We start from the raw sequence: 16,874 nt of genomic DNA, 5'->3' as shown, positions 1-16,874 counted from the left end.
ATAAAATTGTAAAATTTAAAAAAGTTGTCTTCAAGGCGCGGTGAAATTCCCGACCGGCGGTGCAAGCCCGCAACCCACGTCATGTGGTTGATCCAGTTGAATTCTGGAGCCGACAGTATAGTCTGGTATATAGAAGAAGCTTCTACGTACATTAACCCTAATTATGATAGGCGCTGCTGACAGTTAAGTTGTTGGTAGCGCTTTTTTATCGTGAATGGGGGCCACTGAAGGCAATCTCAATGGAGGTTGTTATTATGACAGTGTCGCATTTACGAATTCAACGGTTGGTAGGAATTGCCTGTCTCGGGGCACTTGCCTTTATCTTGATGTTATTCGAGTTTCCAATCATTCCAATGGCTTCCTACCTGAAAATTGATTTCTCGGATGTCCCGGTCCTAATTGGAGGCTACATCTACGGTCCCATTGGCGGGGTCTTGATTGCCGTGATTAAGTGTTTAATTCATGGGATGATTCGGGGCTTCTCGGTCGGCGAACTAATCGGAATTTTCAGCGACTTCGTTTCTTCACTGGCCATCCTGCTTCCGTTTTGCATGATTTGGCGGCAGCGGCCCCAATGGTCAATAAAAAAACAGCTGTTAGTCGGCTGTGGGGTGGCTACGGTGGTTCTGACAGTTGTTATGTCGTTACTTAATCTGTGGGTCCTAACTCCACTCTACATGGCTGTTTGGAACTGGAAGTCGACTTTGCCGGTGGCCCAGTTAGTGGCCGTCGGGGTCCTACCCTTCAACATTATCAAGGGACTCTTAGTCACGGGTGTCTTTGCCATCGTTGCTACCCAGCTGAGGCCATGGTTGAAGGCTCATCGATATTAATAGTTAAGAAGTAAGGAGGTGAAAATGAACCAGCCTGTTAGTTCATTTTCACCTCCTCAAGTATGCAGCGGCCTCCAGTGTTCAGATTTTCTTGAGCACTGGGGGCCCTTCGTGTACTGCATTCTTGAATTTTTAGTTATATTGGGGAGTGATGTCATCTTCTTTTTCGTGTATTTAAGGTTTGTTTCCGTCTATAACTAGTGAGAGAATGGGAAATGAGGTTTTGATCATGAATTCATACATATTGCGTTTCTTTTCTTATCACCAGCCTCGGCGTATCCGAGTAATTGAAAATATACTGACGAGTCGGCGGACGGTGGCCAACCTATTTTGGGGTCAGCAGTATGGCCTGCTGCAGTGGCTGGGAGCTAACCGGTCGTTGTCACGGCGCGAATACGACACAGCAATCGCCGAGCTAGTGGACCAGGGCTTACTAGTCGTTGACGACCAGCAGCAGGCCCGCCTGACTACCGCAGGAGTCCAGTACCAGGAGGGTTTTGACCAGCAATACCAGCCACACTTTTTGAACTGGTACTGGCTAACCAACACCAATCAGTTTGGTCAGCGACTCCTATTAGGGATGCAAGTGGTGTCAGAGCTTGCCTACCATAATACCCGGTACGCTCCGGTAACCGTCGGCTATGGTCACCTGCTGGCAGTCAAGCGATGGCTTTACCAGGCGGATCGGCGCCAACTGGTGGATACGGTCTACCGTGACCTTTCCCAACTGGCTACGGGCTTGGCCGGGGTTGATCCGCGCCTAGCAATGGTCCTGATCGACGGTCTGGTTGGTCACAAACTGGCGGCGTGGACTAATGATCAACTTGGCCAGCGGCTGGGGGTAACGTCGGCTGATATGCTGGTTCTTAGTCATGACCTTCTCCTGGGCGTGGCTGCCTACTGTCAACACATGCCTGGTCCTCTCCATGATCTCCTGGCCTCTTTGCTTAACGCCAGTCCCTTGTCGACAAGTGCGGTCCAGACCCTTGATTTTTTTCGGCGGGGACGCAATTTAGACCAGATTGCAGTTCAGCGTCATTTGAAATTGGGGACGGTACGCGAACACTTGCTGGAGGTAGCGGTTCTGTGTCCAGACCAGCTAGACTGGGACCGACTACTTCCTACGAGTAAGCGTGTTGCCTTGGCCAAGCAGTATCCTGCTGCCGATGTCACGACTTGGCACTTCCAGTCGCGTCAACCGGATGACGGGACGAGTTTCTTCGACTACCGTCTCTTTCAGATCTATCAGGGGAGGAAAGAACATGAGTAAGGACGACCAATTACACCGTCTACTACGAGACCGCTTTGGTTACCAGTACTTTCGTGACGGGCAACAGGAGACCATCGAATCCCTGTTGGCCGGACATGATACCCTGGCGGTTCTGCCGACCGGTGCTGGTAAGTCCCTGTTATATCAGCTTCCGGCATACCTGCTACCACATGGAGTGGTTATTGTTTCACCGCTGATTTCCCTGATGCAAGATCAGGTCGATCGCCTGCGTCAGCAGGGGGAGAAAGGGGTGGTGATGCTGAACAGCCAGCTTCAAGGATCAGCTCGCGACCAGGTTCTCCACAGCCTAGGGACTTTTCGTTTCATCTTTGCCTCACCGGAGATTTTGACCAACCCGGTCATTCTGACGGCCCTGCGCCGGGTTCATCCGAGTATGCTGGTGGTGGATGAAGCGCATTGTATCTCGCAGTGGGGCCCTGACTTTCGGCCTGAGTACCTCTTATTGAAGCAGGTTCGGCAGACACTTGGTCATCCCCGTTTGCTGATGCTGACCGCCACTGCCACCCCGCGCGTTCGTCGGGATATCCTCACCAAGCTGGGGTTGGATCCTGACCATGTTCGTCAGGTAATTCGCTCGGTCAACCGTCCCAACATCTTCCTGGCAGTGAAACGGGTGACTACTCCAGCAGCTAAAAATGACTGCCTTTGCCAATTGGTGACTAGCCTGCCGGGCCCCGGCGTCATCTATTTTGCTAGTCGCAAGCTAGCGAGTCAGATGGCGGAATGGCTTCAGGAGCAGACAGGAGTAGTGACAGCGCCTTACCATGCAGGAATGACGGCAGTGGATCGCTTCAAGATTCAGCAGCAGTTTATGGATAACCAGATTCAGTTGGTATGTGCAACAAGTGCTTTTGGAATGGGGGTCGATAAGAATGATATTCGCTACGTCATCCACTATCACCTTCCGGCTAACTTGGAAAGCTATATGCAGGAAATTGGTCGGGCTGGACGTGATGGTCAGCAAAGTGTGGCAATTCTCCTCTATACCCCTGGTGACGAAGGCCTCACGAGTCAGCTGACCACCATCAGCTTGCCTAGTATTACTCTTTTGACGCAGGTTCAGCATCACCAACTGCGCCCCAGTGTTCTTGGTGACAACCAGGAATTGTTTACCTTTTACCTGGATCACGGCTACCAGCCGGAGCAGATCGTGACGGCTTTTCGGCAACGGCGCCGTCAGCTGGTCGTTAGCCTGCAGAAAATGCTGGATTACACTGGTTTGCAGACTTGCCGGCGGCGTTTTCTGCTTGACTACTTTGGCGAGGGGGAGGCTGCCTTTCCACCACCGTGTTGCGATGTTGACCAGCCGCAGTGGGCGGGGGAACTAACCTTGCCGGAAACACCCAAACCGGCAGACAAACGGCGGGGGGACTGGCGCCAGCGACTGCGCTGGCTCTTCAACCAGAAAGCCGATCAATAATTCGGTGCTAGACAAGGAGCAAAGACGTGCGCTACAATCAAAGACGTTAAACTTTTATCGTGAAGGAGGTTTGTTTAGTGAGTGAGCATCATGAGGAGACGCGTCAACAGCGTGACGAGCTGTGGGACAAGACCTTTGCGGACAACGAGGATTTAGATAGCGAGGGTCATTTATCGCGTACGGAACACCGTCGTCAGCGGTCACACAACTCAATGATTACGACCATTTTAATTGTGTTGATTATTATTCTGGCTGCCGCTCCAGTGATTTATTGGGTCAATAATAAGCAGTCATTCAATCATCCGTTGCACACCGAGCAGCAGGCCTCGTCGTCCGTGAGTAGTAAAAAAAAAGCTTCACAACGGTCCACAACCTCTGCTAAAAGACACCGACGGACTGCTTCATCTGTAAGCAGCACATCGTCGAGTACACTTAGCACAAGCAGCAGCGTGCAAAGCAGCAGCCAGAGCAGTCAGGCAGGCAGCAGTGAAGTGACCAGTGGCGATCAGGAACGGCGTTTTGTGACGGTCCAGCACGGTGAGAGTGTTTACCGGATTGCTGCACGAAACGGGATGTCGGCGCAGGAACTTGCCCGATTGAATAACATGACGGTCAGGACACCGATTCATCCTGGTCAGCAACTACGAGTAAAATAGATTTGGAGTGAATGTTAATTATGACAAAGGGGATCCAAGTGGCCATTGATGGCCCGGCCTCAGCAGGGAAGAGCACAGTCGCTAAACTGGTGGCTAAGCGTTTCAACTATGTGTATTGTGATACGGGGGCAATGTATCGGGTGGTTACCCTAGCCGCCCTGCGTCATGGTCTGGCAATGGATGACACTGATCAGATCATCCGCTTAGCCCAACAGATTAAGATTGGGTTCAAACCCGGTGAACCCGAACAGCGGGTCTTCCTTGATGGCGATGAGGTTACCCAAGACATTCGTCAGGGGGAGATTGACAGTAATGTTTCGGCGGTAGCAGCCATTCCGGCAGTCCGCACCGAGATGACTCGGCAGCAGCGTGAGATTGCGGCAGCTGGCGGAATCGTGATGGATGGTCGGGACATAGGTACGACCGTCTTGCCTAACGCCCCAGTAAAGATCTTCATGGTAGCCACAGCCCATGAGCGGGCCCGTCGCCGCTATGTTGAAAATCAGGCTAAGGGAATTGCAACGGCTTCATTGGCTGACTTGCAAAAAGAGATTGAGCTCCGGGACAAGAAGGACTCAACCCGGGCGGTTTCACCGCTTACCCAAGCACCTGACGCTGTTCGTCTGGATACCACCAATTTGACGATCGACCAGGTGGTAGACGAGATTAGCAAGATTATCAAAAAAACTCAGGAACAATTACATTAAATACTGGAAATACTAAGCTTTTTTTAGTAAAATAGTTTCTAGAGTTGATTGTTGCAAGGAGGATTTTTTTTAATGGCTGAAAACAATGAAAAGAACAACGATATGTTAAAGGCACTCGACAGCATTGAAACTGTAAAGGTGGGCGATGTTGTCAAGGGTGAAGTTTTGGCAATCGATGACGATCGTCAAGCTATCGTTGGTATCAAAGATGCAGGGGTTGAAGGTGTCGTCCCTGCTAAGGAATTATCAACCAAGCCAGTTGAAGACATCAATGATGCAGTTAAAGTAGGTGACGAATTAGACTTAGTTGTCATCTCCAAGATTGGTAACGATAAGGAAAATGGTAGTTACTTACTTTCTCACCGTCGTCTTGAAGCCCGTAAGGTATGGGATGACATTCAAAAGAAGTTCGATGATGGTGAAACCATCACTGCTAAGGTTACCCAAGCAGTTAAGGGTGGTTTAGTTGTTGATGCTGGAGTACGTGGTTTTGTCCCTGCTTCAATGATCACTGATCACTACGTTGAAGATCTGAACCAATTCAAGGGTCAAGAACTTGAATTCAAGATCATCGAAATCGAACCAAGTGAAAACCGTCTGATTCTTTCTCACAAGGAAATCGTTAAGGCTGAACACGAAAAGGCTGCTGAGAAGATTTTTGCCGAATTACAACCAGGTGATGTTGTTGAAGGTAAGGTTGCTCGGATGACCAACTTTGGTGCCTTCATCGACCTCGGTGGTGTTGATGGTCTGGTTCACGTTTCTGAAATTTCCTACGACCACGTTGACAAGCCATCTGACGTTCTGTCTGCTGGCCAAGACGTTAAGGTTAAGGTACTGAGCGTTGATCCTGACCGTGAGCGGATCTCCCTTTCTATCAAGCAAACGCTGCCTGGACCATGGGATGACATCGAAGAAAAGGCTCCAGCTGGCTCTGTTCTTACTGGGACGGTTAAGCGCCTAACGAGTTTCGGTGCCTTTGTTGAAGTATTCCCTGGTGTTGAAGGTTTGGTCCACATTTCCCAAATCTCACACAAGCACATCGCTACGCCAGCTGACGTGCTGAAGCCGGGTCAAGAGGTTAAGGTTAAGGTATTGAACGTTGACCCAGAACGTCAACGTTTGGGCTTATCCATGAAGGCTCTTGAAGAACGTCCAAAGGGTGAAGACAATGACAACCGTCGTGGTGGTCGTCGTCCACGTCGGAACAACAACCGCAACGCCATGAACAACGCTCCTGAAGAAGAGACCGGCTTCTCCATGGGTGATCTGATTGGTGACAAGCTGAAGGACTTACGTAACAACTAATTACGATTAAGTTGTATTCGGGAGAGGCTGGGAAGAAAGGTATTTCTTCCCAGCCTTTCTTTTATTCAAAGGGGTGAAAATTATGGCAAATCCTGTTGTTGCAGTGGTTGGTCGGCCGAACGTCGGCAAGTCAACCCTATTTAACCGGATCGCGGGGGAACGAATCTCAATCGTTGAGGATACGCCGGGGGTTACTCGTGACCGGATCTATGCCCACGGTGAATGGCTGGGCAAGCACTTTAACCTGATTGATACGGGAGGAATAGAGCTCTCTGATCAGCCCCTGTTGACTCAGATACGGGAGCAGGCTGAGGTGGCCATCGATGAGGCCGATGTAATTATCTTTGTGGTCGACATTGAGAACGGGGTCACCGATGCGGATGAACAGGTGGCACGGATCCTTTACCGTTCCGATAAGCCGGTCGTCTTGGCGGTCAATAAGGTTGATAATCCGGAGCGACGTAGTGATATTTACGACTTCTACTCGCTCGGCCTTGGCGAACCATATCCGGTTTCCAGTGTTCATGGAGTCGGGATGGGGGACCTCCTGGATGCAGTGATCCACCGCTTCCCAGATAATGTAGCTAACGATAAGGATGACAGCATTCATTTCTCCTTTATCGGCCGGCCGAACGTCGGTAAATCGTCGCTGGTTAATGCAATCCTTGGTCAGAACCGGGTAATCGTCTCAAATGTTGCGGGAACGACCCGGGATGCTATCAACACCAGTTTCACGACCGCAGACGGCCAGGAATTCACAATGGTCGATACTGCTGGGATTCGGAAGAAGGGAAAGATCTACGAGAATACCGAGCGTTATGCCTTAATGCGGGCTATGCGGGCCATCGACGATAGTGACGTGGTCTGTGTTGTATTGAACGCTGAAGAGGGTATTCGGGAGATCGATAAACATATCGCTGGTTATGCCCATGAGGCTGGTTGCGGGGTGATCATTGTTGTCAACAAGTGGGATACCCTAAAAGAAAAGGATCACCGGACAATGACCGACTTTACCAACTTAATCCGTCACGAGTTTCAGTACTTAAGTTACGCGCCGATTATTTTTGTGTCCGCTAAGACCAAGCAGCGGTTGAATCAACTGCCGGGCCTGATTGAGGAGGTTAACGGCCACCATAAGCGTCGTGTCCAGTCCTCAGTTCTTAACAATGTCTTGATGGACGCCATTGCTGCCAACCCGACACCGACGACGAATGGCAAGCGTCTGCGGATATACTACGGAACCCAGGTAGCGACGGCTCCGCCAACTTTCGTGATCTTTGTCAACGATCCTGAACTGATGCACTTCTCCTACCAGCGGTACCTGGAGAATCAGATCCGCCAGGCCTTTGATTTTAGTGGGACACCGATCCATTTGATCAAGCGTCAGCGGCAATAAAATTATGATTCTTTTGAAAGCGAAAAAAGCCTTAAAAATTGGAGAAAAGCGCTTGCCAGTAGGGTTTCACTATGCTAACCTTAACATTGAAATGATGCGAACTCCTCGTAATTGTTTCGTTAATTTTGGACCACTCAAAATTAACATTTGTTGGCGTTAGTAAAATAACGTTGATTTGTGGGAGGTGAAATCAAATGGCAAACAAAGCAGAACTTGTAAGTAACGTTGCTGCCGCAACTGGCTTGACTAAGAAGGATGCTACGGCTGCTGTTGACGCTGTCTTCAGTTCTATCCAAGCATCTTTGGCTAAGGGTGAAAAGGTTCAATTGATCGGCTTCGGTAACTTCGAAGTTCGTCAACGTGCTGCACGTAAGGGCCGTAACCCACAAACTGGAAAAGAAATCCAAATTCCTGCAAGCAAGGTACCAGCATTCAAGCCTGGTAAAGCTTTGAAGGATGCTGTTAAGTAATTAACAGTTTTATACTAAAAAACGAGAGGGCTAGCATTGCTAGCTTTCTCGTTTTATTTTTGCCGTAATCTCTGTTATTCTAAAAACAAATGAATGAAGAGGAGCAATCATAATTGACATATTCAGAACAGATGCTTGACCAGCTGCAGAAGGGAGAACTGACGGCAGCTAAGGGAACTTTTCGTCGGGCACTCGCCCACGACAGCGATGATATGCTTTTTAGCCTCGCTGAGGAGCTATATGGATTAGGCTTTCTCCGCCAGGCCCGTCGTACCTACCTGACCCTGCTTGATCGCTATCCAGACGAGGATGAGTTGCGGACCAACCTGGCCACAATTGCCATTGATGAGGGGCACAACGACGAGGCCCTTTCCTACCTAGCCCAAGTTCAGCCTGACTCGCCAGCATACTTAGAGGCCTTGCTGGTGGCGGCCGATCTCTATCAGACCGAAGAGGAGTTTGAGATTACCGAGCAGAAGCTAAAGGAGGCCGAACAGCTGGCTCCTGATGAACCCGCAGTCCAGTTTGCCCTGGCCGAGTTTTACTTCCTGGTCGGTCGTTTCGATGACGCAATCGACTACTATTTCCGTCTCATCAAGAATGGTTATACTGACTTTGCCAAGGTCGATATCGCCGGTCGGCTGGGGATGTGCTATGCCCAAAGCGGCCAGTTCAAGCAGGCCTTAGGCTACCTCAAGCAGGTCAAGCCAGCTTATCAGACGAGCGACATTCGCTTTCAGACCGGTCTCACCCAACTTCACCTTGGGCAATTGGAAGCGGCAATCAAGACCTTGAAAAACCTGATTAAGGATGATGACCAGTATGCCTCGGCCTATCCAGCCTTGGCCCAGGCTTTTGCTAAGCAGCGCAACTATCCTCAGGCCCTGCGTGCGATTCAGGAGGGACTGGCAGTTGATCAGTACAATGAGCAGCTCTACGCCCAGGCAGCTGAAATTGTCAGCCACCTTGGTAATCATCAGCTGATGGCTAAATACCTCAAGAAGGCTCACGAGTTGGCTCCAGATAACTTGACCATCATTCTCCAGTACAGTAATTTCCTCCTCCACCAGCATGATGACCAGGCCAATATTAAGCTCCTGGCTCCGTTGATCAAGGCTGATGAGGTCGATCCTCAGGTATATTGGAACTTAGCTCGTTCCTATCAGCGGACGGAGCAATTCGACTTAGCTGGTAAATACTTCCGGGCTGCGGCACCAAGCTATCAGGATGATCCAGCCTTCTTGAGAGAATTAATTGACTTTGACCGGGAGATGGGCAACACTCAAGACCTGCTGACCGAACTCCACCGTTATCTAGCCCTGGTGCCAACCGACACGGCAATGCAGGATCTCTTGGACGAGTATGAAGAATATTAAGACAGTATAATTTAAAGAGAACATCGGCAATTCGTAAGGAGGAATTGCCGATGCTTTTTATTTGAGTTTAAGTAGAAGACGCTGGTAGTAGAGCAGGGAAGCCGGATCAAGCTTCAAGCGCTCCATCAGTGCCGCATCAGACAGGTCGCGATGAGTAGCCAGCTGATTCAGCACATAACTCTGATGGAGGTACTTGGGAGCAAGGTGAAAGCCAAGGTAGTTCTGATCACCACGTAGGTACTTGTGGAGACCGGCGTTGGTCAGCTGGGGTGTATCTGGCTGGTAGCGCTGTTTGAGAAAGATATCTGGGGAGTTCTGTAGGGCTTGGCGGGGTTGGATGAAGTCCTGATATTGCTGGATAAAGTCCCGTTCAACTGGATCAGTGATCACCAACTGGCTCAGGACCCGGTAGAAACCGGGTTGAAGAAACTCGCCAACCGTGAAACCGTGCTTGCTGAGTAGGAGTGTCATCCGGGTGTAATAGTGAACATGGTCATCTTGAAGGATTGCACCTAATTTTTGTAGCCACTTGGTTGAGATTCGCTGGTGAGGATCAATTGCCTGCCCATGCAGGGTTAGGGTCGGATAGGTGGTGATCAGCTGATGGGTAAAGAGGTAGCGGAAGTAACGGTTGAGGTGGGAGAGGATCTTGTTGTAGGTTCCCATGGTGATACCCTGCTGGGTACGCAGCATATTGAAGTAGGCGCGCACATCGCTTTCGGTGAGGTTGGCCAGTCGTGGATCGCGGGCGAAAGCAGGACGGTTGGCCAGCAGAAAGTTGAAGAAGTTGATCAGGCTGGTCTCATAGGTGTGGACAGTCAGCGGGGCCAAACCTTTTTGGTTACGGAGAAATTCCTGAAATTGTTTCTGGTATGGGTAATTCACTTGAACCCGCTCCTTTCCTTGTAGTCGTAATTTACTTTAACTATACCACAAAACCAATTCGCACAGCAAAAACCAATTTGTTATAATCGATAACAGACGGAAAAAAGGACTTGATAAAATGAAAATAAAAAAGCTTCCGGCGATCTTTACGCCAGCCCGCCCTGTCTTGCAAAAAATTGAGCAGGCGGGTTTTGAGGCTTACTTTGTTGGTGGATGTGTCCGTGATACTATTTTGGGTGATCCTATCCATGACATCGACATTGCGACCAGTGCTTACCCTAGTGAGATCAAAGCAATCTTCAAACGGACGGTTGATACTGGAATTGAACACGGCACAGTGATGATTTTGGACCATGGTACCGGCTACGAGACGACAACTTTCCGGACCGAGTCTGGTTATCAAGACTACCGGCGTCCCGACAAGGTGACTTTTGTCCGTTCATTGTCTGAGGACCTCAAGCGACGCGATTTCACGATCAATGCCTTAGCCTTGCGCGAGAACGGCGAGGTGATCGACCTCTTTGACGGTCTTGCTGATCTGAATAAGCACTTAATCCGTGCGGTAGGTAATCCTGATGAACGATTTCATGAGGATGCCCTGCGGATGATGCGGGCGGTTCGCTTTGCCAGCAAGCTCGATTTCGTGATTGACCAGTCGACCCTGACAGGAATTAGAAAGAATGCCCCGCTCTTGGCCAAGATTGCGGTGGAGCGGATTCAGGTGGAGTTTGAGAAGATGCTGCTGGGTCAGCGACCAGTCAGTGGGCTGAAGGACTTTATCGCTACCGGTCTTTATCGTTATTGTCCCGGTCTGGCCGGTCAAAAGGCAGCTTTGAGCCAGCTTCTGGTACTGAATAATTGGCAGCTGGAAAACATCCAACAGGCTTGGGCGATGCTCTGTTTCCAACTGGGACTGTCAAACAAGCAGGTCAGCAGCTTTCTCAAGCGTTGGAAGGCCTCTAATAATCTGATTAGACAGGTTAAGCGGATCGTGCCGCTGGTGTCCTGTCTGCGGGAGCGTTCCTTAGATGCAATGAATATGTATAACGGTGGCGAGAATGCCCTCCACGATGCTAATCAGGTTGCTAAGCTCTATGGTTGGGCTAAGGATGATGCAGCGCTTGCAGAACTGTATCAAGCACTGCCAATCAAAAACAGCAAGGAGCTAGCTGTGGATGGCCGAGCACTGATTGCCGATGGACAGATCAAGCCGGGACCGCGGCTAGGGCGCATTTTGAATGACCTGACGACGGCCGTGGTCGAGGGTCGGATAGCAAATGATCGGGATATCCTGCTGACGGCAGCCCAGCAACTTGCAAAAGAAAAGGGGTAAAGAATGCAAACAATGCGTGCGGAAGGGTTGACCAGCACTTATGGCGAGAAAACCCTCTTTAATGATGTGAACTTTATTATCAATGAAAACGATCGAATCGGTCTAATTGGAGTCAATGGCAGTGGAAAGACCAGTCTGCTGAATGTTATCAGTGGTGCGGTCAGTCCTGAGGAAGGAACAATTACCAAGCCTAACGACTACACAATTGGCTATTTGAAGCAACAGCCAGAACTCGATGAGAATAAGACAATTATGGAGGCAATCTTTGAGGGCCAGCAGCCAGTTTTTAAGACGATCCGGGCTTATGAGGACGCCCTCCAAAAGTTTAGTGATCATCCTGAGGATCCTCAGGCTATTGATCGTTATACCAAGATGCAGGCAAAGATGGATCAAGAGGATGCCTGGGAGGCCGATAGCCAAGTCAAGACGATTTTGACCCAGCTGAAAATCAAGAATACCAGCCAACAGATTAGTGAGTTGTCCGGGGGGCAACAGAAGCGGGTCGGCCTTGCCCAGGTCTTGATTGAACAACCCGACCTCCTTCTGCTCGACGAACCAACCAACCATCTTGACCTTGATTCGGTTATCTGGCTTCAGGATTTCCTGCGGAGCTACAAGGGTGCTGTCCTAGTCGTTACCCACGACCGTTACTTCCTTGACCAGGTTACCAATCATATCTGGGAGCTCTCCTTTGGTAACCTCTATCACTACACAGGTAATTACCAGGATTTTGTAGCCAAGAAGGCTGAACGGGTCGAATTGGCCCAGGAGACTGAGAAGAAGAACCAGCAACTCTACAAGAAGGAACTAGCTTGGATGCGGACAGGAGCCAAGGCCCGTAGTACCAAGCAGAAGGGACGGATAAACCGTTTCCACGAACTAGAGGGCAAGGTTGGCAACCTGCAGAATGATCAGGACATCGAAATCAATCTGGGCTCACAGCGACTGGGCAAGGACGTTATCAAGTTCAAGGATGCCAACTTGACCCTTGGTGATCACCGGATCCTGCAAGACTTCAGCTGGCTGGTCCAGGCCGGTGATCGGATCGGGATTACCGGTGAGAACGGGGCTGGTAAGACCAGCCTGCTCAACGTAATCGCCCAACGCGTGCCGTTGGACAGCGGGGTGCTGAAAATCGGCGAGACCGTCAAGCTCGGTTATTATACCCAGCAAACCGAGGGGGTTGATGACAGTAAGCGGATGATCTCCTTTCTCAGTGAGATTGCCGAGAACGTCACCGATAAGGATGGCAACAAGATCAGTGTCACCCAGTTATTGGAACGTTTCCTCTTTCCACGTTTCATGCATGGTACCTTGATTCGGAAGCTCTCCGGGGGTGAGAAGCGGCGGTTGTACCTGCTAAAGATTCTGATGCAGCAGCCAAACGTCCTCCTGCTGGATGAGCCGACCAACGACCTGGATATCGGTACGCTGACGGTATTGGAAGACTACTTAGATAGTTTTGCTGGGACGGTTATCACGGTTTCCCACGACCGTTACTTCCTTGATAAAGTTGCCGACGACCTGTTGATTTTCCATGGTAATGGCCAGATTCAGCGCTATACTGGCCGCTTTACGGATTATCTCAAGGAAGAGCAGACTGCCAAGGAAGCCCAGCAGACAGCTAAAGCGACAGCCAAGAGGACTAAGCCAGTTTCAAAGCAGAACGCAACAACACCAAAGAAGAAGACCAAGCTGACCTACGCGGAGCAGTTAGAGTGGGAACACATTGATGACGATTTGGATGCCCTTGATCGGCAGCATCAAGACTTGGAGAAGCAGATGGCTGCGGCGGCCAGCGATTACACTAAACTGGCTGATCTGCAGAAACAGCTGAACGCGGTCCAGAAACAGATTGATGAGAAAACGGCTCGTTGGGAGTATCTGAGCAACTTTGTCGACGAGTGAAATTAAAAAATGGGGTACCAACTTGGCTACCCCATTTTTTACTGGTCGATCTGTGTTATATTATTACCAACTACGATAAGGAGTGCGACAACAAGATGGCAGAAAACATTAATGAACAGCAGTACCTCAACCTGGCCCGCTACGTTCTGGAAAATGGCCACGAGAAATCGGACCGGACGGGAACGGGCACGCGGTCGGTCTTTGGCTACCAGATGCGCTTTGACCTCAGTCAGGGCTTCCCACTGCTGACTACCAAGAAAGTCCCCTTTGGCCTGATCAAGAGTGAACTGCTTTGGTTCCTCCGGGGGGACACCAATATCCGATTCCTTCTTCAGCACCATAACCACATCTGGGACGAGTGGGCCTTTAAAAAATGGGTTACCAGTTCAGAGTATCATGGCCCGGATATGACGGACTTCGGTCACCGCTGGCTGAAGGACCCAGAGTTCAAGAAACAGTACCTGGCCGAGAAAAAGGCTTTTTGTCAACGAGTCCTTGAAGACGATGAGTTTGCCAAGAAATATGGGGACCTGGGCCTGGTTTACGGGAGCCAGTGGCGACACTGGAAGACGAGTCAGGGGGATACGATCGATCAATTGGCCAACGTGATTCATCAGATCAAAACGACTCCCGACTCCCGGCGGATGATCGTTTCTGCCTGGAATCCTGAGGATGTGCCATCGATGGCCCTGCCACCGTGCCACACCATGTTTCAGTTCTACGTCAACGATGGTAAGCTGAGTTGCCAGCTCTACCAGCGCAGCGCAGATATTTTTCTGGGGGTTCCCTTTAATATTGCCAGTTACGCTCTGCTGACAGAGATGATCGCTCATCAGTGCGGTCTGGAAGCGGGGGACTTCATACATACGCTAGGGGATGCCCACATCTATCTCAATCACCTTACCCAGGTCAAAGAACAGCTTTCCCGGACTCCTCATGCGGCGCCTAAGCTGCTCCTGCCAGCTGCTCCTAAGCCGATTGACCAGTATCAAATGGCCGACATCCGCCTGGTGAACTACACCCACGAACCGGCCATCAAGGCTCCAGTAGCGGTGTGAGGTGACGATAATGACAGCGATTAGTTTTGTGTGGGCCGAGGATTTGGATGGCTGGATTGGTAAGAATAATGCCCTGCCTTGGCATGTGCCAGCCGATATGCGCCATTTCAAGCGGGTAACGATGGGGCATCCAGTCATCATGGGTCGACGGACTTATGAATCGATCGGTCGTCCCTTGCCTCACCGGGAAAACATCGTTCTGACCCGTCAGAACTTGGCGATTCCCGGAGTGACAGTAGTTCATGACCTGCCAGCTCTAAAAGAACTACTTGATCAGCTTCCAATTGGTGAAAATGCTTGTGTAATTGGCGGGGCCAGGGTGTTTGCGGCTCTGTTGCCATTAGCAACGGTCCTAGAGAAGACGGTGATCAACGGACATTACGACGGCGACACAAAAATGCCGCCGGTTGATTATTCCCGGTGGCATTTGGTGGATCGGCAGACCGTCAGCGATGATGGACCTGTACCGGTTTGCTGGTTTGAACAGTGGCGATTAAACGAAAAATAGGATAGAGAAGTACATGAAGGCTGTCCCCAACAGGACAAACAGGTGCCAGATGAGGTGCGTGTAGCGGGTTGGTCGACTGTAAAGCAGGGTACCGATCGTGAAAGTGACGCCCCCGGCTACCAAGAGGCCGAAGCCGACCGGTCCCAGTGCGTGCCAGAGGGGAACGAAGGCGAAAACGCACAACCAGCCCATTAGGATATAAATTAAGGTCGAGTATTTGCTTTTGTGCTTAAGCCAGATGCTCTTATAGATGACACCGAGCACTGCTAGTCCCCAGATGATCCCGAAGAGAGTCCAGCCTGCCCAACCGCGGATGGCAACCAGACAGTAGGGAGTATAGGTGCCGGCGATCAGGATGAAGATCATGGCATGGTCAAATATCCGAAAGAGGTGGCGGGCCCGGGTGAAATAGAGGGCGTGAAATAGGGTCGATGACATGTAGAAGAGAATCAGGATGCTACCATAGATTGTAAAGGTGACAACCCGCATCGGATCACCAGTCTGGGCAGCACGGATAATTAAGAAAACCAATCCAGCAATCGCAAGGCCAACCCCAATTCCGTGGGTCACTGCATTGGCGATCTCTATTAACAGTTCCTGCCGGTTCTGTGGCCGGTTAGAATTAGTCGGTGTTTTAATCATAATATTTAACCCCTTTCTGGTTGATCAGCGATGAATTCTTCATCGATATTTGCTATACTAAAAACTGAATATTAACTAAATTAATTATTCGACATTTAATAAAGTGTGTATAATAGTTTTATAAACCTCTTATCTAGTTTTTGTAACTAGATAAATTATAACATAGATATACACAGGGAGAGTAGATTTTCCATGGCAAAGGTAAAGATAGTTTGTGATTCTTCTGTCGGCCTGACCGCAGAGGAGATTAAAAAATATAATATTACAATTGTTCCATTAACCGTAATGATCGATGGGACGGTTTATACGGAACAGGAAACGATCACCAACGAGCAGTTTCCCGAGATGATGAAGAATGCCAAGTCCTTGCCGAAGACGTCCCAACCGCCAATTGGTAAGTTTGTTGATGCCTTTGACAAGCTCGGTGCGGATGGTAGTGAGGTCCTCTGTGTGACAATGATGGCTTCCATCTCTGGTACCGTGCATGCAGCAGAACAGGCGGCCGAGCTCTCTAAAACCAAGGTGACGGTTTACGATTCACAAACGACCGACCAGGGGATGGCCTTTCAAGTTATAGAGGCAGCCCAGATCCTGGAGAACGGGGGAAGTGTCGATGATGCCATTGCTAAAATGAAGGAAGTCTTGAATAAGAGCAAGCTCTATTTGGCAATTGATAATCTCCATAACCTGGTTGCTGGTGGCCGGATTAGTAAGTTTGCCGGCGCCTTGTCCAATTTGCTGAATATTAAGGTGATGCTCCAGGTTTACGGCGGGCAGATCCATATTTTGATGAAGGGACGAGGAACCAAGGCTATTCACAAGGAATGGGACAAGCTGCTGGATGAGATGGCTGCCGGTCCCAAGGTTAAGGCAATCGGTATCTCCCACGTCCAGGCTGATAAGGAAGTTGCCCGGCTTAAGGAGGCTCTAAACAAGCTTTACCCAAACATCAAGGTTACTGTACGGGAGACGGTTCCGATCATCGCCACTCACACAGGGATGGGGGCCTGTTGCCTGCTATACTATACTGAATAATAAACACGGCGGTCATGATAAGCGGCCGCCTTTATTTATCTAAAAGGG

The 16,874-nt window shown here is 50.0% G+C and carries 16 protein-coding genes and 1 riboswitch; of the genes, 14 read left to right on the top strand and 2 right to left on the bottom strand.

From position 1 onward, the window contains the following. Window positions 1–22: 22 nt before the first annotated feature. Window positions 23–142, top strand: a riboswitch (FMN riboswitch). A gap of 112 nt (window positions 143–254) precedes the next feature. The 9 genes from CK797_RS05560 (at window position 255) to CK797_RS05520 (ending at window position 9,457) form a co-directional block, all read left to right on the top strand. Continuing rightward, window positions 255–833: an ECF transporter S component gene (locus CK797_RS05560; protein WP_104688767.1), complete on the top strand. Its 579-nt coding sequence runs from the start codon at window positions 255–257 to the stop codon at window positions 831–833. A 229-nt stretch (window positions 834–1,062) separates the two neighbouring features. Beyond that, a complete protein-coding gene (locus tag CK797_RS05555) occupies window positions 1,063–2,103 on the top strand; it encodes a helix-turn-helix domain-containing protein (protein ID WP_181049529.1) in 1,041 nt (346 codons plus the stop codon). Next, window positions 2,096–3,544, top strand: a complete 1,449-nt coding sequence (locus CK797_RS05550) for a RecQ family ATP-dependent DNA helicase (protein ID WP_104688765.1) — start codon at window positions 2,096–2,098, stop codon at window positions 3,542–3,544. The genes CK797_RS05555 and CK797_RS05550 overlap by 8 nt, the downstream gene beginning before the upstream one ends. Before the next feature lie 77 nt (window positions 3,545–3,621). Continuing rightward, the gene (locus tag CK797_RS05545; RefSeq protein WP_104688764.1) at window positions 3,622–4,200 is read left to right on the top strand and encodes an SAG1386/EF1546 family surface-associated protein; all 579 of its coding nucleotides are present in this window, start codon (window positions 3,622–3,624) and stop codon (window positions 4,198–4,200) included. A 20-nt stretch (window positions 4,201–4,220) separates the two neighbouring features. Continuing rightward, on the top strand, window positions 4,221–4,907 hold the full coding sequence (gene cmk / locus CK797_RS05540; protein ID WP_104688763.1) for a (d)CMP kinase: 687 nt from the start codon (window positions 4,221–4,223) through the stop codon (window positions 4,905–4,907). Between the two features lie 72 nt (window positions 4,908–4,979). Further along, window positions 4,980–6,215, top strand: coding sequence for a 30S ribosomal protein S1 (gene rpsA, locus CK797_RS05535; RefSeq protein WP_104688762.1), 1,236 nt, complete (start codon window positions 4,980–4,982; stop codon window positions 6,213–6,215). Window positions 6,216–6,297: 82 nt separating this feature from the next. Beyond that, on the top strand, window positions 6,298–7,611 hold the full coding sequence (gene der / locus CK797_RS05530; protein ID WP_104688761.1) for a ribosome biogenesis GTPase Der: 1,314 nt from the start codon (window positions 6,298–6,300) through the stop codon (window positions 7,609–7,611). Window positions 7,612–7,805: 194 nt separating this feature from the next. Continuing rightward, entirely contained in the window at window positions 7,806–8,081 is a 276-nt protein-coding gene (locus CK797_RS05525) for an HU family DNA-binding protein (protein ID WP_057808260.1), read from the top strand. Window positions 8,082–8,194: 113 nt separating this feature from the next. After that, window positions 8,195–9,457, top strand: a complete 1,263-nt coding sequence (locus tag CK797_RS05520; RefSeq protein WP_104688760.1) for a tetratricopeptide repeat protein — start codon at window positions 8,195–8,197, stop codon at window positions 9,455–9,457. A 57-nt stretch (window positions 9,458–9,514) separates the two neighbouring features. Here CK797_RS05520 and CK797_RS05515 read toward each other — a convergent pair whose 3' ends face one another. Then, the gene (locus CK797_RS05515; protein WP_104688759.1) at window positions 9,515–10,342 is read right to left on the bottom strand and encodes a site-specific integrase; all 828 of its coding nucleotides are present in this window, start codon (window positions 10,340–10,342) and stop codon (window positions 9,515–9,517) included. Between the two features lie 118 nt (window positions 10,343–10,460). On the opposite strand from CK797_RS05515, the gene CK797_RS05510 reads away from it, so the two are divergent. The 4 genes from CK797_RS05510 to CK797_RS05495 all read left to right on the top strand — a co-directional run bounded on the left by CK797_RS05510 (window position 10,461) and on the right by CK797_RS05495 (window position 15,149). Then, window positions 10,461–11,675, top strand: a complete 1,215-nt coding sequence (locus CK797_RS05510) for a CCA tRNA nucleotidyltransferase (protein ID WP_104688758.1) — start codon at window positions 10,461–10,463, stop codon at window positions 11,673–11,675. Between the two features lie 3 nt (window positions 11,676–11,678). Next, on the top strand, window positions 11,679–13,583 hold the full coding sequence (locus tag CK797_RS05505; protein WP_104688757.1) for an ABC-F family ATP-binding cassette domain-containing protein: 1,905 nt from the start codon (window positions 11,679–11,681) through the stop codon (window positions 13,581–13,583). 95 nt (window positions 13,584–13,678) lie between these two features. After that, window positions 13,679–14,641, top strand: coding sequence for a thymidylate synthase (locus CK797_RS05500; protein ID WP_104688756.1), 963 nt, complete (start codon window positions 13,679–13,681; stop codon window positions 14,639–14,641). 10 nt (window positions 14,642–14,651) lie between these two features. Further along, window positions 14,652–15,149, top strand: a complete 498-nt coding sequence (locus CK797_RS05495) for a dihydrofolate reductase (RefSeq protein ID WP_104688755.1) — start codon at window positions 14,652–14,654, stop codon at window positions 15,147–15,149. Here CK797_RS05495 and trhA read toward each other — a convergent pair. Then, window positions 15,135–15,791 carry a PAQR family membrane homeostasis protein TrhA gene (trhA, locus tag CK797_RS05490; RefSeq protein ID WP_104688754.1) on the bottom strand — a complete coding sequence of 219 codons (657 nt, stop codon included), beginning with the start codon at window positions 15,789–15,791 and terminating at the stop codon, window positions 15,135–15,137. The genes CK797_RS05495 and trhA overlap by 15 nt on opposite strands. A 192-nt stretch (window positions 15,792–15,983) precedes the next feature. On the opposite strand from trhA, the gene CK797_RS05485 reads away from it, so the two are divergent. Then, window positions 15,984–16,826, top strand: a complete 843-nt coding sequence (locus tag CK797_RS05485) for a DegV family protein (RefSeq protein ID WP_104688753.1) — start codon at window positions 15,984–15,986, stop codon at window positions 16,824–16,826. Window positions 16,827–16,874 lie beyond the last annotated feature (48 nt).

It is taken from the genome of Limosilactobacillus pontis (assembly GCF_002940945.1).
In the GTDB taxonomy this organism is placed as follows: Bacteria; Bacillota; Bacilli; order Lactobacillales; family Lactobacillaceae; genus Limosilactobacillus; species Limosilactobacillus pontis_A.
Note: the sequence above shows the minus strand (reverse complement) of the source record. Positions and strands in the feature narration are given on the sequence as shown.